The sequence below is a fragment of the Brevibacillus sp. HB1.1 genome, from assembly GCF_013332445.1.
Classification (GTDB): Bacteria; Bacillota; Bacilli; order Brevibacillales; family Brevibacillaceae; genus Brevibacillus; species Brevibacillus porteri.
Genome location: NZ_JABMIV010000002.1, coordinates 242054 through 267046 on the forward strand (window position 1 = coordinate 242054; position 24993 = coordinate 267046).

Sequence of the window (24993 nt, forward strand, 5' to 3'; positions counted from 1 at the left end):
TGGTCCGCTAAATCTGAAGATGAAGCCTCAGTGACGAATGGATCACATGGGAAACTCCCTCATCAACACCATTTAATATAATGGCCAAATGTAACAAAATATGTGGGTTTTTGTATCTTTTTTGTAAGTATTAACCATTTCTATATTACTATGGTCATGAACCAATTTTCACCTACAAATTCTCCTCGATTTTACATTTTTTCACAATGGGGATAATTCCCTGTTTGCTCAAAGCGGTTTTCAGGACAAAAGTCACTTTCCACTTTTTGGTCGAAACATGTGCGCTGGTACTCTAGACTAATGGAATCAGGACATGAATCCTGACCAATTCGAATGGAAAAAATACATTACCTGAAAACTAATGTGCTGGCCTGCACACCTCCTTACAATCCAGCAGAATAACGTATTCATATGCACCTGTTTGAGAAACTGTTATTCATTATAACAGAGAGTGTTTTGGAAATCAGTTAAAAATTAGGTATTTTTTGTTAATTGTGCTACTTTTTACCCAAACCACTCTTCAATCCCTGCAAAAAAGGCTCACACTTTCTGGTTTCATTCGAAAGTGTGAGCCTTTAGATTTACGATTTCATTGAGGAATTGAAACGGTGGACACCTATTCTTTCAGGATAATATTCTTGTCCTTCAGTCGCTTATTTGTCGTGCTTCTGACGAGGGTATATACGACGGCAAAGGCAGGGATTCCTAGCAGCATTCCCATCAACCCGAACAATGCTCCCCCAACCAATAAGGCTGCTATCACCCATAAGCCATCCAATCCGATTGAATTACCTACCACTCTTGGATAGATAAAATTACCTTCGATTTGCTGCAAGACAAGAATAAAGACAAAGAACCAAATAGCCTTCACTGGATCGATCATTAAAATAATAAAGGCACTCGGAATCGTCCCGATATAAGCACCAAAAATCGGAATGATGCTCGTTACACCAATGATCACACTCACAAGCAGTGCATACGGCATGTTAAACGCCCACATCCCCACAAAACAAAGCCCGCCAAGAATGAGAGCCTCTGTTAGCTGGCCTGAGATAAAGCCACTAAAAGCTCGATTGGTGATTTGTCCAATTTCTACAGCCCGATCCGCCTTTGCTTTTGACGAATAGGCATAAACGAGTTTTTTCGCAATGAGCGTCAACTTTTCCTTATAGAGGAGCAAATAGACGGACAACATCAGCCCCATGATGACATCGATAAAGCTAACAGTAAACATTTTCGTATACGTCAGTAATACAGGGATGGAAGTCAGGAAAAAATGGCCGAACTTATTTACAATTTCATTCCACTTCTCCATAAGTGTATTCCATAAATCGCCGGACAAGTTAAATCTCTCTGCAAAACCATCGACGAAAGCCTTTAATGATTGCATGTCATTCGGAATACTTGACGCGAGCATGGAAATACTCGTGAGAAGCTGAGGGACAATAAACCACATGAGAAATGTAAAAAATACCAGGACAGTCGCCAGCGTTAACAGGATTGAAAAAGGACGCCTTACTTTTAACCAGATTCGATTGTTACCGCGGTTAAGGGGTGAGAAAAGTCTTTCTTCATAAAATCTCATTAAAATGTTCAAGATGTAAGCAATGGCAATCCCATAAATCACAGGATCTAATAAGTCAAATATTTCATAGATAAATGACTTTACAGAAGGAAAATTCCAGACCACAGCAAACAGCAATACGGTGTAAGTCGCGATCATTATGTACTTCTTTATATCTCGCCAGTGTACTTTCTCCATCATTTTCTAGTTGACTCCTAACCTTAGTGAGTTCTAAGTTGATCTGTTTGTTCATAAACTTTTCCATTAATATGTCCACCCAAAAGTATACTATGATTTTCAACCGTTCGTTATCATTTTTCTACTTTCACTAAAACTTCCCTCGAACTTTCCACAATCATGCGTATCAAAAAGACTGCGGAAAAAATAACAGGCTACCGACTAAAGGCAGCCTGCATATCTTCTATAGGGGGCCAAACTCCCCCTTTTTTACTTGGATGAGTTAGGCAGCACGCATCAATTCCCGATCTCGTTTTCCGTGTAGCCAGTAATAAAGCGGGATACTGAAAAGGATGAAGGCAACCATCCCGACGAAAATCGTACGATATCCTGTATGCGGTACGATAAAACCGAGCAGATAGGGCCCGATTCCTAATCCTAGATCATACAAAATGTAGTACGTAGAGGTTGCTAATCCAAAGCGATGCGGAGCTGTTACCTTCACAGCTACGGTTTGGGCAATGGAGTTAAAGTTACCGAAGCCTACTCCAATTAATGCAGCAGATAGCAGCAGCATCCAGGAAGTTGAGGTTTGACTGAATAGAAGCATCCCGAGCGCAAATATCACCAGGCTTGGGTATGTCACGATGTTCGCCCCTCTTGCGTCCATTAGCTTTCCTGAGAATGGTCGCGAAAGGATAATGACAATGGCATACACCAAGAAGAAATAACTGGAAGCTGAGGACAGATTAATTTCTTCCGCATAAAACGATAGAAATGACAAGACACCCGAATAGCTGAAGCCGATTATTAAGGCGATGAATGAAATCGGCAAGGCTTTCGGCTCGATGAATTTCGAAAGCAGAGAACCTTTTGCTTCCTCTTTCACATTTGCGGAAGCAAGCGGAACATTGATTTTTGCCATGGCATAAAACATCAAACAAATCAGGGAAAACACAACATTCATCGTAAAGATCCAGGTGAAACCATTTTCAAGCCGCAATAAGATCATGCCGAGAAAAGGACCAATCGCAGTGGCTAAAATCGCACTTAAACTGTAATAGCCAATCCCCTCACCCTTGCGAGACGCTGGCAAGATTTGAGCAATAATGGTACCTGTTGCTGTACTGGCAATACCAACGGCAATCCCTTGCAGCAATCGATTGACCAGTAAAAAGCTGATATGGACTGCAAAAAAGTAAAGCAACGAAGTGACAGCAAAAAATCCTAACCCAATCCAAAGCGTTTTTTTCGTACCAATATGACTAATAGCTCTACCGGTTAGTAATCGACCAATCAAAGCGCCAATGATAAAGATACTGGAAACCAATCCTGCTGAACTAGTTGAAGCGTGAAATTCTGTTTTGGCATAAGAAGCAATCGTAACCATTAGTAAGAAAAACATAAGTGTCAAAAGAAAATTGATGAAAGAAACAATAACGAACTCTTTCGTCCAAAGCCTATCCTTTTTCACTGCTTACCCTCTTCTCTTTAGGTTCATGATTATTTTTTCGAGTACTGTGGATGCTGCGTCTCTTTCTTCTGGTGAGATGCCCTCCAATATTTCTTCCAAGAACGGATCAGTCGCTTCCATAATCGTCTTGTGTAGCGCTTCACCTTTCTCTGACAAATACATAATTTTTTGCCGTTTGTCTGATCCAGATGAAATCGAAATGATTTCACGAGCGGCTAATTTTTGCGCAATGGGTGTTATGGCCGGCTTCTCTACTTGCCAATAATCGGCGACGTCGCTAAAAGTAGCAGAACCGTTATTTTTCAAATAACGAATTAACGCCCATTGCGTGACGGATATACCGAATGGAAGTAACTCCTCTTGCAATTGGTTATTGTACATACGATGTGTGAATGCGACTTTTGAAAAGAACGGGTACATGTTAGCTCCTTTGTATTAGTTAATTAATTTAATTAATTATATATCTATTCTTGCTGTTTGAGAAGGTCTAAATCATGCTGGCAAAAAGGTTTTTCGCCATTCCCTTCTTATTATTGCTATTCTTGGTACTTTCTTTTCCAATACCTACGCTTGCGAAGGAGTCCTCCTTTCAAAATCCGTATTATGTGTTCATCTGGGATGAGGCAGGCAATGTCCGCATTACTGATCTGGCGAAAAATGAAATCCTCTCTTCCATTCAGTACCAAGCCGAATATGGCACGATTTACAATGCAATGACTCCTTCCCTTCCGAAAGGAGCCACTCAAATAACGTTGGATCAAAGTCCAGCATTTCAACCAGGAGCAGCCATCGAAATTTCGCTCCGAATCGTTTGGCGGCAGAATGAATACTCCGCTTGTCCATCAGGCAAAAGTAACTGCCGTCCGTGGAAATGACGTGTACTTCTCGCCTGCTACGACGAAAGTTATCGACCGGAACATTTTTATCAAACGGGGCAGCCACTGAGTTCGCAAATGGGATGACGTAAAGGTGGATCACAGAAGACGGCTACTGGTAACACAGTCATCGTCACAGCTCATACTCCGATTTCAGTGGTTACTACACAATATGAATGGCAAAAAAATAGCCCTGCCATCGATATCACTGTAAAAACCAGCTACAAGCAAGTGGCAAAGGTTTTTCGAGAGGCGTTCGCCCTGCATTTCAAACCAAATGTAACAGAGGTATACCGCAAGAACCGGAAAGTGGACACACAGAAGTTCCAAGCTTCTTACTGGCTGGATCGCCAAGGTGCGAAATTCGGTCAAGGGAAGCAATCAGCTTTTTTGTACCATGCTCCCAACGTATCGTCACTTGAATTGAATGCAACGCAAAAACAGCTCATCGTCAATCTGGATCACATGAATGATCACAGATACGTACAGCAAGGCTCTACGAATCAAGTCGGAAAAGTCCGCCACGCTTCCGAATATCGTGCAAACGATGAACGGACCAATTCATTCTCACATCGGTCACATCCGGTGGTATCGAAACCCACCGGTTTTTTATTGCCCATTCCCCTTCCCTTGCCGCTTGACTCTCCCCTTAACTGGAAAGTTATACTCGGTACAGAAAAAACGTAAGTATGGAGGTTGCCCCATGTTTTAAATCAGTGAATTTGCGAAGATTAGTCAAGTCTCCGTCAAAACACTTCGTTTACTATGATCAAGTTCATTTGCTTAAGCCAGCTCATACCGACAAATTTTCAGGCTATCGGTATTATTCGGCTGACCAAATGTTTCAGCTTAATCGGATTTTGGCTTATAAAGAATTGGGGTTTTCCTTGGATCAAATTCGCCAGATGATGAGCGAGCAAATCCCACTCGAACAAATCAGGGGGATGTTTCGAATCAAGCAAAGCGAGATTCAATCCATTCTGGATAAGGAGCAAGCAAGACTGAATCTGATCAACGATCGTCTGTATGCCATCGAAAATGAAGAGAAAAGCTTGTCTTCGCATGACGTTATTCTAAAAAAAGTAGAACCTCAACTTGTCCTATCCTATCGTCAAAGAACGCCGTTCAATAAAATTCCGGAGCTTTTTCAAAAGCTGGACGATTATATGGGGCGTTCAGGTCAATCTTCTCTCTCCAGAATGGTTCTTTGGCATGGCTGTGAGGAGTACGATGACAACATGGATGTGGAAGTGGCGCGTTTGCTTACTCACGATTTGCAGACCGAACCACCTTTTACCGTTAAGCGATTGCCGGAAATTCCGTTGATGGCTACACTCATCCATCATTGCCGGACGACATGCCGTTGCACTGCGAGTGTCGAATTGGCGATATGGATTGAACGAAATGGATACCGGATCAAAGAGAATGAGCCGCGTCGTGAAATTTGTGTTCGTCGTGAAAATCCCAAAGACCCGGACTCTTATGTCGCCGAGCTCCAGATTGCCGTAGAAAAAGCTTAACAATCGAACATGTGGAGAGGAGATTCAGCTTTTGAACAGACAGCAAAAGTCCTTAACTTTTACCTTATTTATATTGACCTTCGTTCTAGGTACGAGTGAATTTGTCATCATCTCGCTGCTTAGTGATGTGGCATTCGAGTTGGGCATTTCGATTTCAACAGTAGGATCGCTCGTATCAGCCTTTGCCATTTCATTTGCCATCGGTACACCGATCTTAACTGCGATATTCAGCCGATTTGCCAAGTATCCACTCATGCTTACGTTGATCGGCATCTTTATTACAGGGAATATTCTAACTGCCCTATCCGAGACGTATGTATTGCTTCTTGTTTCCAGAATCTTGACTGCCGTTGTGACCGGGGTTTTGATTGCACTTGCCATGGCGGTTGCCAGTGAAACGATGCCTGCTGAGAAAAGGGGGACCGCTATTTCGATCATTTTTTCGGGCTTCACGATCGCCAGCGTTATTGGGGTGCCACTTGGTACTTTTATTGGGCAATGGGGAGGTTGGCAAATGGCCTTTTGGTTTGCGGCTCTACTAGGCGTCCTATCTCTCCTTGCCAGTGCAGTGACCATCCCAAAAGGATTGAAGGGATCGAGCAGTTCCTTGCAAAAACAAATCGGGTTACTGACCCATACACGTATCATCATCGCTTTTTTTATCCCGGCTTTAAGTATCGCAGCAACCTATACGGTATATACGTATTTAACTCCTTTGCTGCAAGAAGTGCTCTTCGTGCCGGACCAAACGATTAGTCTCGTATTTTTACTGTACGGGGTAATTTCGATCTTTAGCACGCTGATTGGTGGAAAACTGGCAGCTCACAACGGGATTGGAAAGCTTCGGTATGTGTATCTGATGCAAGCCGCTATTCTCGCATCTCTTTATGTTTCGTCCCATACCCTTCTCGGTGGATTCATCAGCTTATCATTTATGGCCTTGGTCGTTTATATCATGAATTCCACGATGCAATTGTATTTTATTGATTTGGCCGATAAACATTTCCCGGCTGCCAGAGATTTGGCTTCCTCATTAACTCCTGTGTCAGTCAATGTTGGGATCGCCCTCGGATCAGCTTTGGGTGGATTTATTACGACAAACCGGGAACTCATTGATGTTTCCTGGGTTGGTGCGATTGTCGCGATCGTAGCATCGTTGCTGACTTTTATCAGCTATAGTTTAGATCGCAAAGCGCTGTCCTTCCACAATCATACGTTGGAGGACTGTCAAACACGAAAATCATGCAATTAAAAGAAGAAGCTTCCCTTCAGGTTTCCAGGGAAGCTTCTTATTCCTTCATCTATTGAGACAATTTTACCAAGCTGTAGTTTTTCTTGCCTTTGCGGATAATGATGAAGCGACCGCCGATAGCGAGACTTGGCGTTACTTCCAGTTCCAGATCGGAAACCCGCTCGCCATTCATCGAAATAGCGCCTTTTGTAATATCCTCACGTGCTTGACGCTTGGATGGCTCAATGCCGATCTCAACAAGCCAGTCAACGATGTTCTTCGTTTCGAGCGTAGATTCGTACGTCGGCATTTCTTTGAAACCTTGCTCGATCTCATCTGCCGATAGCGATTTAATATCACCAGTAAACAAAGCTGCTGTAATACGCTTCGCCTGCTCCAGCAATTCCTCACCGTGTACAAATCTCGTCATTTCCTCCGCCAGCGCTTTTTGCGCCTCGCGTTTGTGTGGCTCAGTCTGTACTTTTTCAGCCAACTCGTCAATTTCCTCTTTAGAAAGGAACGTGAAGTATTTCAAGTATTTCACAACATCGCGGTCATCGGTATTTGCCCAGAATTGGTAGAATTCGAATGGTGTTGTTTTGTTTGGATCAAGCCAGATGGCTCCCCCTGCTGTCTTCCCGAATTTCGTACCATCTGCCTTCAGCATCAGAGGAATGGTGAGACCGAATGCTTTTGCTTCTGATCCTTCTTTTTTGCGAATCAGATCGAGACCGCTAGTAATGTTGCCCCATTGGTCGGAGCCGCCAATTTGCAGCTGAACATCTTCATGTTTGTACAGATGCAGGTAATCCAGCGATTGCAGAATTTGATAGGAAAACTCCGTAAACGAAATGCCGCTTTCCAGTCTGCTCGATACAACATCCTTGGCAAGCATCGTATTGATGCTGAAGTTTTTCCCGTAATCCCGCAAAAATTCAATGACATTGATCTTATGCGTCCAGTCGTAGTTGTTCACCAAACGGATTTGGTTGTCGCCTTCTGTAATGAACAGCTTTTTCATCTGTGCGGTGAGTTTGTCGACGTTTTCCTGAATTTGTTCCAGTGTTTGCAAAGAGCGCTCGGATTGACGGCCGCTCGGATCGCCAATTGTACCTGTTGCACCACCGATCAAAATGACCGGACGATGACCAGCTAGTTGGAAGCGTTTCAGTACCATGAAAGGAATCAAGTGACCGATATGCATACTGTCACCTGTTGGATCTACACCACAATATAACGAGACTGCTTTTTCATTCGTTAATTCTCGCAGTCCTTCTGCATCTGTTTGCTGATTGATGGCATCGCGCCATTCGAGTTCGTCGATAATATTCACTGCCATACACTCCTTCAATCTCCTATGGTAAAAAAACAAAAAATCGCCCCTTGTCTATTGTAGACATAGGGACGATTGAATAACCGTGTTACCACCCATCTTGCACCAATGGACCCAAGCGTTAACGCAGGCCATTCATGCCACTCGTAGCGAGTTATCGTTCGCGATTCCGCTCGGCATTACCCGAGATACTCCAGAGTGTAATTCGCTCGCTTATTGTGTACCGGGTTCCATCAACCCCCGGCTTTCTAGAACAGGGAATAAGCTGCTACTGGGCTCTTTCAACGTATGTTTCATATGAAATTAAAGTCAGTATATTGAATTCAAATAGCAATGTCAACCATGTAGCAATGATTCCGCCACTATCCTTTATTTTATTTTCATGAGACCTTCGGCAGTTAGCTCATAAACAGTTGTTGCGACTTCATGTAAATACCGTCGATCATGCGAAATACTGATAATCACACCGTCAAAAGCCGTTAAGGCGCGGCACAGAACAGGAGTCGTCAAAGGACTAAAGTTTCGGGTCGGTTCATCCAGTATTAATATTTCGCACTGATCCAAAATCATTTTTACCAGAAGCAATTTCGCTTTCTGTCCCCCAGATAAGTTTTTAATGGGGTGATGCATCTCCTCTTTTGTAAAATTCATACTGCCTAAATGCGTATACGCTTTGGTAATCGCATCTTTATTCCCGGTTCTTTCCAAGAATTCAATCGGTGTTTTCGTTGAAACCAGTCGGTCTTCATAGTTTTGGGGCATGTAACCGATCTTTAATGACGAGTGCTGGACTAGCTCATCCATGATCTTTTTCAACAACGTCGTTTTTCCGATTCCATTTTCCCCAATAATCGCGACTTTTTCTGGTCCCTTGATCGATAAATGAATCTGTTTCGATAGCTGTTTGTTCGCTATTTGCAGTACTTCCAATGAAAACTCGAGGATTTGTTTACTACCAGGCACATGTACCGCAGAATCAAATCGGAATTCGCTTGCTTCTTCTACACTTGGTGCCTCTAGAAACGTTTCCGATGCTTTCTCCATACGCTCTCTTTGATTTTTCAGAGACTTGATTTTCTTTTGCAGTCGCGGGTCTGAGCGGGATACGTTCCGATGTTGATGTTCTGCCTTATTCCAAACGTCATGCCATTTCTCCATTTGCTTTCGATGATCAGTAGCTTGCTTTCTGGCTATCTGCTCTTGTTTGTTCAAGTGGCTCTCACGATTCGCGAGGTAATTCTCATATGGTTCTCTTGAAAACGTATATTTGGGTACTTGTTTGCGCTTCGTCAGTTCCATATGAAGGATACCGTTTGCTGTATTCGCAATAAATGTTTCGTCATGCGATACGTATATGACAGGAATAGCCGTCTGTTGGATAAATTCTTCTAGCCATTCCATTGTTTGAATATCCAAATCATTCGTGGGTTCGTCCAGTAATAGAACATCAGGCTTCTGTGCCAACAGACTTAAAAAGCGGTATTTGAAACGCTCACCACCGGACAGAACACCCATCCTTTTATCTGAATCCAATGCATGAATGCCGAGATCATCCATCGCTCTTACCAGTTCTTTGGTCCATTGATTTTCGGCAAAGAAGTCGGCAATGGTCATTTGTTTTTCTTCGTCCGATAGCTCCTGTGAAAGAAAACCCATGGAACATTCGTTTCTCAACACTTTCCCTTCAAATGTGCAATACTCGGCAATCATTTGTTCTGCGTAAATCAATTTTAATAAGCTGCTTTTTCCATTTCCCTCTTCCCCGATGATGGCAATCTTGTCACCGTTTTGCAGGGTCAGATGCAAATTTTGAATGAGAGGCCTGCCGTCTTTTTTGGTGGTGATCGTGATATTGTGCAGTTCAACCATTTGGATTCCCCATTTCGTTTTTCCATTTCTCGTCCTTTACTCTTTGTTCATCTGTATCACCCCCTTTTTTGACAACAAAAAAAGATGCTTCTGTCCAATAAACAGAAGCATCTTGCTCTCGTTCTAGAAAACGCTATATGGAAAATAAACCATACAGGAATTCAAGATATAAATTTGCGGGTGAAATTGGCTTCTTGTTTATTTATTATAGGATTGGCTTTTCCAATAAATAAACAATTGCGCAAATGATTCACCCTCCGTTCCATGTAGTTGAATTCAATATAGCATGGCCTTCTAAATATTGTCAATGAAGCTATTCGACCAAGGCTAGCAGTTGTACAAGCTTGTCTTTGATCGGGGAAGATTCCTTCTTTACCGCCTGTGCGAGCTTCTTATTCCCGCCGAAAAGGCGATAAATAACGGTTTCCCGCAGGTAATCTTCCATCGCTGCAAGCTCCCCTATGAGTGCGTCCACCAGTTCTGCACGATCGATGGTGATATTTTTCAAAGGCTTCGCCGAGTCGCTACTGCCAAGCACCAGAGAGACGAGTACTGGCATATTCTCTACGGTTACACCATGCGCCTCGATAAACGCAATAGCAAAATCGTCCTGAGCAGACTGATGCTCCGTGTCGACCAGCTCCATATAGCGACGAAAGAGTGGAAAATAATCGTTGCTAGACAAGCCGAGAGCCAATACCGCATAGGTGCCAGGCATGACGGATTTCTCACTAGGCTCTACATCCCCATACCACGCAAACTCCTCCATCGCAAGCTCGGCATATTCTGCGATTTTCGGGTATAAGACAGGATAACGGGACGCATTCGCAAAAAACTGGTGGAGACCTGACTTCGCCAGCTTTTTTACTGGTAGGTAGTGCTTTTCGCTGCTCTTCAGCTTGAGCTTGTACCCTTTGGGAAAACCTTCACGCAAAAGACCGTTGATAAAATCTAGTGCTTCACCGTAGGCGGCTTCTTCTTCAGATACGATACGGATGTCGATCGCTTGCAAAACGTCATTGGCGCTTGCTTGAATCAGAGTGCCTTTATACTCGTTTTCAAAGCGACCGCTGCCCCGTTTTACATAGTCCGTAGCCTGCTTGGAACCGAGCTGAACAGCGAGGTCCAGAAACTTCTTGCGGGTGTCTGGTTCCTTGTTACCAATTGCGAGAGCGATGTACAGGAAAAAGTCCAGCTCCTCCATTTTTGGTTCTTGACGCTCCTGCTCAGGTTTCAAAGCCCAATCCAGTCCATAATGCCCGGTACGATCGAAAAATTTGACTAAAAAACGCTCATCCGCCCAGCCTTTTAAAGCCAAAGTAAAGTAGTATGTCCATGAATCACTGCGTTCTTTATTGGAGCGCAGCTTTTCGCTAAGACGCTGGATAAGCGGTTCGATAACTTCCTGCTTTTGTTCCATCAAATCGGGATTGACGAGACAATGAGCAAAGAAAAAATCATCTCTTTCATTCGGACGTACGGGAAGCTCCTGCTTAATTTTTGTCTCAATAAATTGATCCAATGCTTGTTTTAGACTCTCGCGTTTTTGTTCGTTTACGAAATGGTGAGTATGGCATTGCATCGATTGTTCCCACTCGAATTCGAAGACGAGCTCGAAGCGGTAATTAAAAAAGTGAGAAGCATAGTCGGTGGAATGAAAAAGGGATTCCATGCGTTCACACAGTGCGGGAAAAAATTCTTGCATGAGAATTTCCTCTGTAAGCTCCTCCATGTAAGGACCCGCGTCGTATTTGTACGAGTCGTCACTCCAACTGTAAGGTTCATGGACATCCACGTGGATTTTGCCATTGGCCCAATTGAGTTTTCCTTTTCTCCATGCCACTCTCAGGTAGTCTTTGATCCCCACCTGCAGTCGACTCCAGTCTTTGATCTCGTTGATCCGCTGGTTCTCTTTTTTGTAAATTTCTTGGATGGAAGTCCATACTTCGTTTAGAAATGCTTCTGCTGCCTGATTCATTGACTGACTCTCCTCCTCGCCAAAACAGCGCTACGGTCTTAACCGATGACCTTGACGACATTGCCCTCGCTATCGGTAATATTGGTTTTCACAATGTTTATGGCAATTCCTTTCAGGGAAGGCATCTCAAAGCTGCTTTCCTTTGGAACCAACTGCTTGGTAAGCGCAATCGTTGTCGCATCATCGAGGACAAATCGAATGACGTCCTCTTCTGGAATACATTCAGGCTTTTCTCCTGCCTCAAATACAACCCGGACATCAGGTCCCAGCAGGCTCAGGCTTTCCCCTTTTCGCATACGTCCGCGGAGAATCTTTCCGATGACTTCCGCTTGCTTCGCTCCCAGCTTTAAGGTCGAAGGTGTTTTTTTCAAAAAGCCTTTTTTACCTGACTCCCATCCTAGCTGGCTGACATACAAAAAAGCAGTGTTGGAGCCTTCTTGTTCCATTCCTTTTTGAACAGCATCCGAAACTGTAGAGTTGCGAAGGAGAGAATCTCGCTCGAGATCGGTTATGTAGGAAGGCATGTACGGCAAGCCAGATTGGAGTACGCCACGTGTATTCCAAGCCATCATCGCATCGAGTTCATCACCTGTGATTCCGACCATTTGCAAGAATTGCACCCGACCATGCGGCGTATCGATTTCGGGAAGCTGTGGGTCCATGACAAAAGCGAGCGCAGTCAGTTGGGTATCGGCACCCAGGCATATCGGACCGTTTGCATCCAAATGATCACCAGCTTGAAAAACATTGCCGGTGTTGAATACGTAACGCGCCATGTTTTGAAGCAGGTTCAGCGCCCAAGCAGGCGGCTCTTCCTCGTCGTCCTTTCGTGCCAATCGAAACGTCAATTCAAAGCCAAAGCCGCTTTCCTCTTCATTCTCGGATTCCTTTTCATATAACTCAGTAAAACCATATGTGACAAAATGCCAATGCGGGTAAGGCTCGTCCGCTTTGTAGGCGCTTATTCCATCCAATGGATCCTGACCACCCAGCGCATACGAGATGAGCGTCCCGTAATGCTTAGGCTCCTGCTCTCCATAAATCTTTCTCATCTCCTGATCAATGGCATCCCAGCCCGCTGACATCATTTCTTCATTCACTTCTTCGTTCATTTCTTCGTTCATCTCTCTCGCCTCCTATGGAATGACTGTCTTAACAATAGCCAAAATGGAATTTGGATACTCTATTAGACGGTCAATACCACTTAGCAAATTACATTGTTCTCATTCCCTTCTATATCAAAAGTCTTTAACTGGTTTGTGTTATCCCATTCGGAACAACTGGCTTCGATAACCAGTGCTGGTCGGTTTGCACATGATTTTTACGCACAAACTTGGCGGCAGATTGTTTAAAATCTTCGTACGGAAACCTCTCCGTTACTCGTACCACGTAGCCCTCTTGTTCCCCGCCGTAGACAGATTGTTTGGTGTAGCAACTTTTTATGGTCTCTTCCTTCCAAATCCCTCTATATAAGACAGGCGCTGTTTCTAAGCCAAGTAGTTCGGCCCATTCTACCGTTTCGTCCCAAGACAAGCATTCATTGTTTTCATTCCAGATAGAGAAAACGTAGAAATAGCTCGTTAGGTGTTCGTAATAGATGGAGTGCAGCGCAAATACATTTTCTCCGCAAATTCTCCAGCCTTCCGGGATATGAAACGAAATCGTCCCGTGCAGCATCTTTACCCAATGTCTAGATGCGTGGTCTTTGCTATCCATTGACCTTGCGTGGATATGATTTCGGTAAAGAGTGGTATTTTCGCCATCCAACTTCTCTGTCACGACTACTTCTTTTCCCTCGAAATGATGAACCGTTCGCAAAATTTTATCATCGTCGGTTCTACTTCTTGACCAGGGTAAATGAAAGGTTCTCGGGTATTTTTTCAACATCGTTATTCACCTCCTTATTTCGCATAAGCATCACCTTCCTTAAAGAAGTACAGCTTCCATAGGTACTCATCGCCCAACAAATGATAAATCTCGGAAATATCTTGCTGCGTTCCGTAGTTAATCTTCATGTGCATTTGAATCAGGTTGACGACTTCGAAGATAAAATCATCTTCGAATCCTAATTCTTTTAAAAAATGGCAAGCAATTTGCGCAGAAACATGCTCATGTCCGTAGTAGGAGTAATGGCCTTTCATCGGCTTGTAGGTTTTGCAAAATGGTTTTCCTGTATCGTGAAACAAGGCGACCACTTGCATGAGAAATTTATCTTCTTCCGTGTAAAAGGCGTTTACATAATCGACAACATGATAGGTATGCTTGCACAAAGGGTACTGATGATAAGGGTTTTCCTGATTAAACTGATACATCTCTTGGAAGATCGGAATGGCATTCAACTTGGCAAACAGCTCTTCATAGGAAGGTTCATTTTGAAGCAATTGAACAAACTCTTCTTTTCCAATGGCATAAGGAGCTGGTTCGTGCAAGAGATGAATGTGATCCCAACCTTCATTCTTAATAGGAAAATGGAAGTTCTTCCGCATCTTCGCCAAGATGTATTCGTCTACGGTTCTCTTTCGGGATCGATTGCGTTCTAGGCAAACAGAATAGGGAACATCGAAGTAATAGCATACCTTTTGGACATCGGGAAATTTGGCAAGGACTTTCATTCTTTTCTCTCTGTCAATATTGGTTGCGTCTAAGATGACATTCTTTCCAGTCGCCAGCTCGGTTGCGATTTTCGAATAAACCTCAAAAAATACTTGCGCTGACCTTTTTTGCTTTCGCTCATCACCGAATAAGTTTTGGCGAATTTCATCCGTAGACACGATGGTTGCCCGTTCCTTTTTGGCAATTTCTTGTGCCCACTTGCTTTTGCCACTGCCCGCAATGCCTGACAGGACGATTAATTTCTTTTTCACTTATATCTCACCTCCTTTCAATAGAAACTAACTTTTCGACTTACTTTTCCAATATTATACACACTTCGCGTATAGATGGCACCCTTCTTTGTTCCTAGATTTTCTGTTCTTTACAGCCACGGACCAAAGAAGTTCTGGACAGCTTGCTCGGAATAGCTATCTTCACCGCGCCAATTCACGACAGCGAAAAAGTCGTTCTTCCCGCCACGCCCTGGTCTGTCCTTGCTTGGAGCCAAAATTCCAGCGGATGCAAGAATTTCCATGAAGACATCCCGTTCATTCTTGCTAGACGGAAAGGCTCCAGTAAGGCGCTTCTCCAGTTGACGGGCGGCATCGGTTGGCTCACTGCTGGCGATGATGGCTAACACCTGACGGAGGATGGCTACATCTTCTTCCTGTACCGTAAGATTTTCTTCCTTGCTTAACAGCTCCAGATCAAGCATGAGGTACGGTAGATAATTCAGGCGGATGCCTCCCCATTTGATTCTTTCGAAATTCAGGACATTCATGTCTTCATTCGTATACTGCTCTCGACTTGCAATATGATAGCGGTCGCAAAGATGGCAGTCTCCGTACATGGCGAAATAGGTACCGTTTTCTGGATTTATATACTTGCCGACGTTACTTTCGAATGTATGGGCTGTCAAAGACTGAGTCAAAGCCCAACTAGACAAGGCGCTGCGCAGGTACACCTTTCGCGTCGAGAGACTGTGTAAAAATGCTGCGGCGACTTGTTCTTTCGTCACTTTTTCATGCTGAGCAATGATTTTCTCTATGCACTCCTCATGACTGATCGTCAGCGGGTCAAACATGAGGCCTTTGCTTTTGGCGTATTCAAAATCTGCTCCCGAAAAATCGAATGGGCGACTCTTCCATCCGTTGCTGCTCCAAAATGTTTTCACCAAGATTTGCTTTGCTTTTTTATCCATAAAACGATTGCTCCTTTTTTCTTTGCTTTCCATATTTTAACGCGGATCGGATGTATGAAAAAAGAGTCCAACGTGTGAAAGATCGTTGGACTCTGATTGCTTGCTATCACGTACCGCAAAACGTTTGGTAAGGACGTGCCGATTCCGCTGGTAAAGTCGTGTATGCTACCTGTTCAGGCGTGTACGCATATGGATCAGAAAGGACTGCCAAAAGCCGTTCCATCACAGTGTTGTCGCCCTCTTTCCATGCTGCTTCCAACGCTTCTTCTACACGATGGTTTCGAGGGATGACTGCCGGATTGCTGTTTTTCATTACCTGTTGTACCGCTTCGATGTCTTCTGGCTGTCTTGTTAGTCGTGCTTTCCACTGCTCATGCCATTCCGTGAATTCGCTCGTGCCAAACAGCACGGTACCTTCTGGTTGATTGATCGTGAGCGCACGGAATGTATTCGTATAGTCTGCACCGTGCTCCTTCATCATGGTGAGCAGACCTTCGATCAACGCTTCGTCTTGCTCCTCTTCGTTAAACAGTCCGAGCTTTGCCCGCATTCCTCTGAGCCAATTGCTGTGATACAGCTTGCTAAATTCGCCAAGGGCATCTTCGGCCATTTTCACAGCCTGCGCTTCATTTTCATGCAGCAACGGCAATAAGGTTTCCGCAAAACGAGAGAGATTCCACACAGCAATGTACGGCTGATTTCCGTAAGCATAGCGACCTTGAACGTCAATGGAGCTAAATACCGTTGCGGGATCATACGCGTCCATGAAAGCGCAAGGACCGTAATCGATGGTTTCGCCGCTGATCGCCATGTTGTCGGTGTTCATGACTCCGTGAATAAATCCTACGAGTTGCCACTTGGCAATCAACTCCGCTTGACGCTTGATAATTCCCTTCAGTAGGAGGAGATAACGGTTTTCTTCTGTTTCGATCTCTGGGAAATGTCTTTGCAAGGTGTAATCAGCTAACGCGCGGAGATCTTCAATCGAGCACCATCTTGCCGCGAATTGAAACGTGCCTACTCTGATATGACTGGCTGCAACACGCGTCAAAATGGCACCAGGCAGCTCGGCTTCGCGATAGATAGACTCGCCGGTTGTCACTACTGCAAGGCTCCGAGTGGTAGGAATTCCGAGTCCATGCATGGCCTCGCTAATGATGTATTCGCGCAGCATCGGGCCAAGGGCCGCTCTACCATCGCCGCCGCGTGAATAAGGTGTTCTGCCTGAACCTTTCAGTTGGATATCAAATCGCTCTCCGGAAGGTGTAATCTGCTCTCCAAGCAGAAGGGCCCGTCCGTCGCCCAGCATGGTAAAGTGACCGAATTGATGTCCGGCATATGCTTGCGCGAGAGGCATTGCGCCTTCTGGAGCCTCGTTTCCCGCGAGCATGGCTACAGCATCGGCGCTTTGAAGGGCTTCGGCGTTCAGCCCGAGCGACTTTGCCAATGACTCGTTTAGAATGGCGAGCTTCGGTAAATGCACAGGAGGTGGGCTCATTCGGGAATAAAATGATTTCGGCAGCGTTGTATAGCTGTTGTCGAAGTTCCATCCCGGTTCAATCGTTACTTTTTTGTCCGTCATTGTATCTCCTTTTATCCATTGGTGTATTTGAATGGAAGTAACTGTACACTTGATACATTTTGCCAGTTTATTATACCCTTTTCACGCAAGATTGGAGCACATTGGTCAGGTGAAAAAACAAAAAAAACGCCGGATTTCCCCTCGACGTTTTCCTTCGGTGTTAACAATAGGATGCTCACTAAAGCCATGAGAACCATCGTAATAAAAATCAAACTGGCAGATTGGAATAATCAATTCTTGAGATAACATTTCGTTTGCTAAAAAGAGTCTGCTGTGATAACCAGCAGACCCTTCCCAATGTTCGCAATGACTAGCTTGTCTTATTCGAATTTTGTGACAACAAATGTTCCGGTCAGCGTATTTTGGGTCATTCCTTCAAAAATGTCGTTCACTTCAGAAAGAGAAACCTCGCAATTCACCATTTTGCTAGGAGAAAGTTTTCCTTGCAACACAAAAGAGAGCAAAGAGGAGTAACCATGAACCGGCATGCCAAAGGTAGAAAGGAAGCGAATCTCTTTCTTGACCATTTCAGTCACAGGGATCGTAACATTTCCACCATCGTGTGTAATAAGCCCCCCTTGCAAGTGACGTCCGTCCTTTTTGAGGCTGAGAATCGAGTTTACACATGTTTCGGAATGGCCCAGTGCATCTACAGACACGTCGGCTCCACCCTTCGTGAGTTCCATGATGGCTTCGACGGGGTTCGTTTTACGGCTGTTAATGGTATAAGCTGCTCCCATCTGCTTGGCTAACGCTAAATTCGTATCTTGAATGTCCACACCGATTACATTTGCTCCCATTGCTGAGGCAATGTTGATCGCAGAAAGTCCAAGTCCACCACATCCATAAATGGCCACCCACTCCCCAGGCATAACTTGTGCCCGATCGACCAGACCATGGAAAGCGGTCATGAAGCGGCAGCCCAAGGCCGAAGCATCGAGGAAGTCAATTTCCTCTGGTAAGTGGATGACATTCCGGTCTCCTTTTGGAACGGCGACGTATTCTGCGTAGCCGCCATCATAGGACATCCCAGGGAATGACCTGGAGTCACACAGGTTTGACTTCCCACTGAGACAAAAAGGGCACGTTCCATCACTTCCGATAAATGGGACAACTACCCGATCTCCCTTTTTAAAATGGGTCACTTCCCTACCCACTTCTTCTACGACGCCGCAGAATTCATGACCCAAAATACGGTTTGCCGGTTGTCCATGCAGCCAAAAATGCAAGTCACTCCGGCATACTCCATTTGCCATTACTTTAATAAGAATCCCGTCTTTATCAGGTGTGGGATCTTGAACATTTTTCACTTCACATTTCTGTTTATCTACGAGTACCAGTGCCTTCATTCTGTTTACCCCCTGATATGGTTTTGATTGATCTAATTGAGGCTAATTAAGACACTTTTCGTTTTTGTGTATGCTTCAATACCTTGATAGCCCATTTCCACGCCAATTCCGCTATGCTTATGCCCACCAAAGGGAAGACCATTATCCGATTTAAGGTAAGTGTTTACCCAGACAGTTCCTGCTTCTAACGCATCAATGACTTTATGCGCAGTTGTCAAGTTTTGTGTCCATACACCGGCAGCCAATCCGTATTCGGTTTCGTTAGCTCTTTCAATGACTTCCTCTATCTGTTCAAACGGCATGACGCACAAGACCGGGCCAAATATCTCCTCTTTTACGGCAGTGCAATTTTCTTCGAGATCAGTAAGAATGGTAGGCTCCAAATAATTACCGCCTGCCAGCTCGCCCTCTTGTAGAACGTTCCCACCTATTAAAACGGTAGCTCCTTCTTTTTTGGCGATTTCAATATAATTTTTCACCGATTGCAAGTGCTCTTTGGAAATCAGCGGTCCCATCTGTGTAGCCGGGTCTAGTGGGTTCCCCACTTTCATTTTTTGTGCCATTTCAACCAATCTTTCTGTGACCTGTTGAAAGACTGACTTTTCCACATAGAGCCGAGTCCCTGCCACACATATCTGGCCCTGGTTGGTAAACATTCCCATAAACGCACCTTGAATCGCTTTGTCTAGGTCAGCATCCGCAAAAATAATGTTTGGTGATTTCCCGCCTAATTCCAGTGTGATTTTTTTCAGAGTGTCAGCGGATTTTCTCATGATGCCTTTGCCCACTTCCGTTGACCCTGTGAAACCGATTTTGTCGATATCAGGGTGACTCGTGATCGCTTCCCCAATTTTACGGCCGGAGCCTGTTACAATGTTCACCACTCCTGCGGGGAAACCCGCTTCCATGATCAGCTCACCAAGTAGCAAAGTTGTAAGGGTGGTTTGCTGGGAAGGCTTCAAAATCACGGTATTCCCTGCGGCCAGCGGAGCAGCTAACTTCCAGACAGTCCCCAGCAAAGGATAGTTCCATGGTGTGATTTGTCCGCATACCCCTAAAGGCTCTCTTCGTGTATAGGCATGAAAATTGCCACCTGATGTAAGCGGTATCGTTTGTCCTGTTAATTTTGTCGCCCATCCGGCATAATAGCGCAAATGAGCGACTGCACTTGGGACGAAGCCGTAGCGTGTTAGCGTAATCGTATTTCCGCCATCCAGCGTCTCGAGATAAGCAAATTCTTCGACGCGTTGTTCCAGCAAATCGGCGAGCTTATTGAGGAATTTTGTTCGTTCTGCAGGAGAAGTTTTGGACCAAGGCCCGTTAAATGCTGCTCTTGCTGCACGAACTGCCTGATCTACGTCTGCCTCGTCTCCTTCATAAATTTTCGCAATGACATCCCCATTTGCTGGATTGATAGAGTCATAGGTTTTGCCGGAGAGAGAAGGAACCCATTCACCGTTGATCAGCATTTGTTTTGTGCCGGAAAGGAACTGTGCTAAGCTTTCTTGCGGTACACCCAAAACTTTGGACATGCTTTTCATCTCCTGTCATTTGCTTTTCTTCATTTGCATCTACTTCTAGGATATGGTTTCTCTAGTGGACGCCGGTGTTAAGGAGAAGCCCTCATAGCCCTTGGCTGCGACCTCGTTGCAAATTTTGCGATAAGCTCCAACACCGCCTACATAGATGAGGAATCCACGTGGTTTGCCCTCTATATTTGCACCTGTGTACCAGGAATCTGTTTTCGTGTAGAGTGTCGAATCAGCCACTTCACTACAATGCGTGCTCCAAGCCTCCTCTGCCTCCACTTTCGCCTCAATAGATGCAATCCCATGTTCGCGCAAATATTCTATGCAATCGCCAATCCATTCCACATGCTGCTCAATGGAAACAGGAACGTTGGACAAGGAGGAAGGACTCTCAGGACCCGTAATCATAAACATGTTCGGGAAACCAGTGTTTGCGATGCCAAGGTACGTTCTCGTTTGCGGACCTCCCGCCCATTTTTCTTTGAGTGAGATCCCGTCTTTTCCACGAATATCAATCTTAAACAACGGCCCGGTCATCGCATCGTAACCCGTTGCAAAAACGAGGATATCCAGTTCATACTCTTCTTCCGTCGTTTTGATTCCCTTGGGTGTTATCTCGGTAATCGGCCTACTCTTCACATCGACTAGCGTGACATTGTCGCGGTTATATGTCTCATAATAATTGGTGTCCAGAACAGGCCGTTTCGCAGCGAAATAATAAGTTGGTTTCAAAAGCTCGGCCACCTTGGGGTCTTTTACAACTTCGCTTATTTTGGAGCGAATAAAATCGGCTGCTGTTTCGTTGGCTTCTGCGTTTATGATCAAGTCATTGTAAGTGCTGCCTAACCCAAAGCCTCCCCGATCCCAGACCTTTTGATATTCCCGCTGGCGTTCTTCCGGTGTATCTTCCAACGCAGATCGATCATTTTGCACTTTGTGAAGATAGCCAGTTGCAGATTCACGTGTTTGCCGTTTTATCTCGCTATAGTTGGATTTCGTCTGGCGTATAAATTCCGAATCATAGGGATGGTTTCTCGCTGGCGTGCAATACCCTGGTGTCCGCTGAAAGACAAACAGATGCGCTGCCTCCTCGGCAATGACCGGAATCGATTGGATGCCGCTTGAACCTGTACCGATCACGCCAACTCGCTTCCCCTTGAATTCTACTTTTTCATGTGGCCAATGTCCGGTGTGGTACCACTCGCCTTCGAAGCTATCAAAGCCCTTGAACTTGGGAATATTGGAGGAGGAGAGATTACCGACCCCCGTAATAAAATACGTCGCCGTTACATGTGTGCCATCTTCCATTTGGAGTCGCCACATGTTTTGTACCTCATCGAAATGGGCCGCCGTTATGCGCGTATGAAACTGGATGTCACGCCGCAAATCGAATTTGTCCGCTACATAGTTGAGGTAACTCAGAATTTCTGCCTGTTCCGGGTATCTAGAGGACCAAGTCCATTCCTGATAGAGCTCCTCAGAAAACATGTAATTGTAGATGATGCTTTCCGAGTCGCATTTCGCTCCGGGATAACGATTGGCATACCATACGCCTCCCACATCTGGAGCGGCCTCGTAGACTTGTACAGAAAATCCTGCTTCACGCAAGCGATAGAGCATGTATAGTCCTGAGAATCCTGCGCCGATGATCACTGCGTCGAAGTCGTTATTCGAATTCACCTGGGCTTTGTGCTGAGTTGATGTCATTCCTGTTCCAACCTCCCCATGAAATCATTTAGTAGAATAGTTGAAGCAACTACTTAAAGTTTATGGCTTTGTTAGTTATCCGAATATTCCTAATTCCACACGTGGACATTCCCTCAAAAGGAGAGGTTCAAAGCTTTACTCATTCACTACTTTGATAGCCGGTATGACAAAGGTATTCTCCTGTAAAGACTCATCCGGGGTGTAGATTCTTACTACCAAACTAAAATTTGGAGCTGTCGTTGAGGTAGGCGATGGCAGCCAGTTAGTCTCTTTGCCCTTCGGTGGTGTGCTCTGAATGTAGATATCCAGCGAACCATCCTCATTGTATTTCAGCCCTTCCGTGCGATCGCCAATGGAATAGCGGTCCAACTCATTATCGATAAAGTGATTTTCAAAATTGTATAGGCTAATCGACCAGAACGATTTTGTCGGAGGGATCTGCTCTTTTTCAAAATGAATCACGTATTTTTTCTGTCCGACCAACGGAGTCCCGCCATCATCCACACGAGTTGATGCATAAACAGCTTCTCCCGGTGTATTGGCACCAATTCCACGCATGGCAACCATGGCTCTATTTAAATAATAGGTATCATAAATACCCACTCGCTCATTGTTTACTCGCCAATTTCCATTGTTGGGTCTTTGCAGAATACTGATGGAATTTTTTATGATCTCTTTTGCATCTTTTCCTGCTTTCGTCAAACCTTCCCATACAACAGGATCATCCTCTGCGTGAAATGTCCCTGCCTGATAATCCAAGCCGATGAACTCCAGCTTGCTTAGAAAAGCTTCGTCCCTTTTTGGTGGCGGGTAAAGCTTCATCAATTCAGCGAGTAATGGGTAAAATTTTGACGGATCATCGAAGTCAGCCGATTCTATTTTGGGCAGATCGATCGCACCTGGTTTCTGGTTAGCATCCAAGGGCGCTAGCGTATACCCTTCTTGAATGTTATAAACGTTGGGCAAGTCTTTTTCGCCATTCACAAATGTTCTACCAAGAATCCAAAGCATGTCCGTAGGCGCCCGAACGACCTCTACGTTACCTGGCAGCTTTCCTTCCCAATTAGGCCCCACAATCACTACTTTTCCACCTTTGTAATCATCCAAATTGGACCCGCCAATATACTTGAAGGAGTTGCTGTATGCATCCATCATTTGTAAGGTGAAATATCGATCGATTTTGGGATAGCTCAACACTTGCGGACCTTTTGATAAATCCAGCCATGCTGTTGAGTACAACGTGTCATTGTTCGGTTTGACAAAATCTTTGAAGCTTGCATCTGCCAGCACCTTGTCGTGATGGAATGTGTTTAAAGGCGTTTTCTCAGTGAACTGCTGCATCGTTCTTGCCATTTCCACTAGGGTATAACCGTAAATGTAAGCATCCACCCCTACACTGTACGCCAAATTGGTACGGTACGGAGCTTGCACGAGTGGCGCCGAATTTCGTGTGGCCGAAGTCTGTGGCTGAACACTTCCTGCATGATATTGCTTGTTTTCGTTTGCATATGCACTACCCGTTGCCATGGACGTCAGTACACTCAATGCTGTAATGAACAGTCCTGCCTTTTTCACAAGCACTTCCTCCTTTGCTGTTTGTCAGTTTACTTTTTGCACCGTGGGGATTTCGTAATTGCCTTCCAGAACAATCGGCTTGGGTAAATACAGTCTGAGCATCAAGTTAAAATCTCCTACTGGAGTCGGTAGCCAGTTCGATTCTTTTCCTGCAGGCGGATCTTTCTGGAGGTAAATATCGAGAGACCCATCTGCATTGTATTTCAGTTCCCTCGTGCGGTCGCCAATGGCATAACGGTTGAGACGGTTTGGTACGAAGTAATAATCTGCTCCATACAGGGTTAATGACCAAAAAGCATCAACAGGAGGAAGGTTATCTTTTGAAAAGCGAATGACATAACGATTCTCTCCGGATAGTGGGTTTCCATCGCGATCCACATCCGTCCTTTGGTATACGCTCTCACTCGGGATGTTGGCACCGAAGGCCGTACGAGCGACAACTGCTCGCTTTAGGTAATCCACCCCATATGTTCCGTAATCGAGGTTTAGACTCCATGTATTTTGTCCTTGTCCTTTTACAGCACTTGCCATTGCAATGATTTCTTCCCCATCTTTTACAGCGCGCCTTAATCCTGCCAGAGTCGTTTCATCCAACGTAGTTTCATCAAAATCATCGGTTGGGGTAATTCCAATGTGTTCGAACTGCTTGACGTGAGCTTCATCCGCTGAAGCTGGCTGATTGGATTTCATGGAGCTGGTCAGAAGGCGAAAGAACGACAACGGGTCCTTTTCGTCCAATATCGCAGCAGATGCATTCGAGGAAGAGCTGATCTTCGTTGATTGGACAAGGGGTGTAATCGTCATCTGTTTTTGAAGGGCGGTTACATTCGGAATATCTGTTTCTCCATCTATTAAAATACGCCCACCAGCAAGCACTGTATTGGTCGGGGACTTGATGACTTTCCTATTTGCTGGCAGATCGCCTTTCCAGTTTGGTCCGACGATTAAAAATTTTCCTTCTTTTGTGCCAGTGGTTCTCGTCCCGATATAGTCAAAAGAATTGGTCCAAGCGTCCATCAATTGAATGGTATAATATTTTTTTCCGAAATCAGGTACGTGCAGAACCAGTGGACCTTGGGTAAGGTCAAGATAGGCAGCCGAGTACAACGTATCGTGATTCGGGGAGACCACGCCTCTATAATCAGCAGCAGGCAGCGCTTGAAGATGAAAAAACTGATTCAAGGGCCTTTTATCTTGTAAAGCACTCCTCTTCTTTTTTTCCAATGTCACAAGAGGATAACCGTAAATGTAGGCTTGGATACCCAGGCTGTACGCAAGATTCTCACGTGACTGTTTCGTTGATACCGTTCCCTGCGACACCATAACGTTAGCCTGTGCATGAGCTGTTAAAGCAGGGGTAATAACAGAAAAGCATAGCGTTGTCAGAACAGTAGCCAGTGATAAAATCAATCGTTTTCCTTTCAACATCGTTCCAAG

General features: G+C 44.8%; 20 protein-coding genes and 1 other annotated feature. Of the genes, 4 read left to right on the forward strand and 16 right to left on the reverse strand.

Annotated features, from left to right (window positions below; translation table 11 throughout):
- Positions 1 to 616 precede the first annotated feature (616 nt).
- From HPY27_RS06035 to HPY27_RS06045, 3 genes are all read right to left on the reverse strand, one after another.
- Positions 617 to 1765, reverse strand: a complete 1149-nt coding sequence (locus HPY27_RS06035; protein ID WP_174224579.1) for an AI-2E family transporter — start codon at positions 1763 to 1765, stop codon at positions 617 to 619.
- Positions 1766 to 2024: 259 nt separating this feature from the next.
- Complete coding sequence (locus HPY27_RS06040) at positions 2025 to 3215, reverse strand: MFS transporter (protein ID WP_017248469.1); 1191 nt, start codon at positions 3213 to 3215, stop codon at positions 2025 to 2027.
- A 3-nt stretch (positions 3216 to 3218) separates the two neighbouring features.
- Positions 3219 to 3635 carry a MarR family winged helix-turn-helix transcriptional regulator gene (locus HPY27_RS06045; protein WP_174224580.1) on the reverse strand — a complete coding sequence of 139 codons (417 nt, stop codon included), beginning with the start codon at positions 3633 to 3635 and terminating at the stop codon, positions 3219 to 3221.
- Between the two features lie 74 nt (positions 3636 to 3709).
- On the opposite strand from HPY27_RS06045, the gene HPY27_RS30060 reads away from it, so the two are divergent.
- The 4 genes from HPY27_RS30060 (at position 3710) to HPY27_RS06060 (ending at position 6862) form a co-directional block, all read left to right on the forward strand.
- Positions 3710 to 4090 carry a hypothetical protein gene (locus tag HPY27_RS30060; protein ID WP_254612836.1) on the forward strand — a complete coding sequence of 127 codons (381 nt, stop codon included), beginning with the start codon at positions 3710 to 3712 and terminating at the stop codon, positions 4088 to 4090.
- A gap of 231 nt (positions 4091 to 4321) precedes the next feature.
- Positions 4322 to 4777: a hypothetical protein gene (locus HPY27_RS30065; protein WP_254612837.1), complete on the forward strand. Its 456-nt coding sequence runs from the start codon at positions 4322 to 4324 to the stop codon at positions 4775 to 4777.
- Between the two features lie 92 nt (positions 4778 to 4869).
- Entirely contained in the window at positions 4870 to 5610 is a 741-nt protein-coding gene (locus tag HPY27_RS06055; protein ID WP_254612838.1) for a MerR family transcriptional regulator, read from the forward strand.
- A gap of 31 nt (positions 5611 to 5641) precedes the next feature.
- A complete protein-coding gene (locus HPY27_RS06060) occupies positions 5642 to 6862 on the forward strand; it encodes an MFS transporter (protein ID WP_174224581.1) in 1221 nt (406 codons plus the stop codon).
- A gap of 49 nt (positions 6863 to 6911) precedes the next feature.
- Here HPY27_RS06060 and tyrS read toward each other — a convergent pair whose 3' ends face one another.
- The 13 genes from tyrS to HPY27_RS06125 all read right to left on the reverse strand — a co-directional run bounded on the left by tyrS (position 6912) and on the right by HPY27_RS06125 (position 24984).
- Positions 6912 to 8180 carry a tyrosine--tRNA ligase gene (gene tyrS / locus HPY27_RS06065; protein ID WP_017248464.1) on the reverse strand — a complete coding sequence of 423 codons (1269 nt, stop codon included), beginning with the start codon at positions 8178 to 8180 and terminating at the stop codon, positions 6912 to 6914.
- A gap of 58 nt (positions 8181 to 8238) precedes the next feature.
- Positions 8239 to 8468, reverse strand: a binding site (T-box leader).
- Positions 8469 to 8543: 75 nt separating this feature from the next.
- Entirely contained in the window at positions 8544 to 10043 is a 1500-nt protein-coding gene (locus HPY27_RS06070) for an ATP-binding cassette domain-containing protein (protein ID WP_174224582.1), read from the reverse strand.
- 313 nt (positions 10044 to 10356) lie between these two features.
- Positions 10357 to 12021 carry a DUF6138 family protein gene (locus HPY27_RS06075; protein ID WP_174224583.1) on the reverse strand — a complete coding sequence of 555 codons (1665 nt, stop codon included), beginning with the start codon at positions 12019 to 12021 and terminating at the stop codon, positions 10357 to 10359.
- Between the two features lie 38 nt (positions 12022 to 12059).
- A complete protein-coding gene (locus HPY27_RS06080; protein WP_371814317.1) occupies positions 12060 to 13121 on the reverse strand; it encodes a suppressor of fused domain protein in 1062 nt (353 codons plus the stop codon).
- 148 nt (positions 13122 to 13269) lie between these two features.
- Positions 13270 to 13908, reverse strand: coding sequence for an RNA ligase family protein (locus HPY27_RS06085; RefSeq protein WP_173621798.1), 639 nt, complete (start codon positions 13906 to 13908; stop codon positions 13270 to 13272).
- 14 nt (positions 13909 to 13922) lie between these two features.
- Positions 13923 to 14885 (reverse strand): AAA family ATPase, encoded by a 963-nt coding sequence (locus HPY27_RS06090; RefSeq protein WP_174224584.1) that lies wholly within the window; start codon positions 14883 to 14885, stop codon positions 13923 to 13925.
- Between the two features lie 110 nt (positions 14886 to 14995).
- Positions 14996 to 15814 carry a hypothetical protein gene (locus HPY27_RS06095; protein ID WP_173621797.1) on the reverse strand — a complete coding sequence of 273 codons (819 nt, stop codon included), beginning with the start codon at positions 15812 to 15814 and terminating at the stop codon, positions 14996 to 14998.
- A 106-nt stretch (positions 15815 to 15920) separates the two neighbouring features.
- Positions 15921 to 17396 (reverse strand): protein adenylyltransferase SelO, encoded by a 1476-nt coding sequence (locus HPY27_RS06100; RefSeq protein WP_174224585.1) that lies wholly within the window; start codon positions 17394 to 17396, stop codon positions 15921 to 15923.
- Positions 17397 to 17716: 320 nt separating this feature from the next.
- A complete protein-coding gene (locus HPY27_RS06105; protein ID WP_174224586.1) occupies positions 17717 to 18745 on the reverse strand; it encodes an alcohol dehydrogenase catalytic domain-containing protein in 1029 nt (342 codons plus the stop codon).
- A gap of 32 nt (positions 18746 to 18777) precedes the next feature.
- A complete protein-coding gene (locus HPY27_RS06110; RefSeq protein WP_174224587.1) occupies positions 18778 to 20277 on the reverse strand; it encodes an aldehyde dehydrogenase family protein in 1500 nt (499 codons plus the stop codon).
- A gap of 45 nt (positions 20278 to 20322) precedes the next feature.
- A complete protein-coding gene (locus HPY27_RS06115; RefSeq protein ID WP_174224588.1) occupies positions 20323 to 21981 on the reverse strand; it encodes a flavin-containing monooxygenase in 1659 nt (552 codons plus the stop codon).
- Positions 21982 to 22116: 135 nt separating this feature from the next.
- On the reverse strand, positions 22117 to 23556 hold the full coding sequence (locus tag HPY27_RS06120; RefSeq protein WP_174224589.1) for a DUF1254 domain-containing protein: 1440 nt from the start codon (positions 23554 to 23556) through the stop codon (positions 22117 to 22119).
- A 24-nt stretch (positions 23557 to 23580) separates the two neighbouring features.
- Positions 23581 to 24984, reverse strand: coding sequence for a DUF1254 domain-containing protein (locus HPY27_RS06125; RefSeq protein WP_174224590.1), 1404 nt, complete (start codon positions 24982 to 24984; stop codon positions 23581 to 23583).
- Positions 24985 to 24993: the final 9 nt, after the last annotated feature.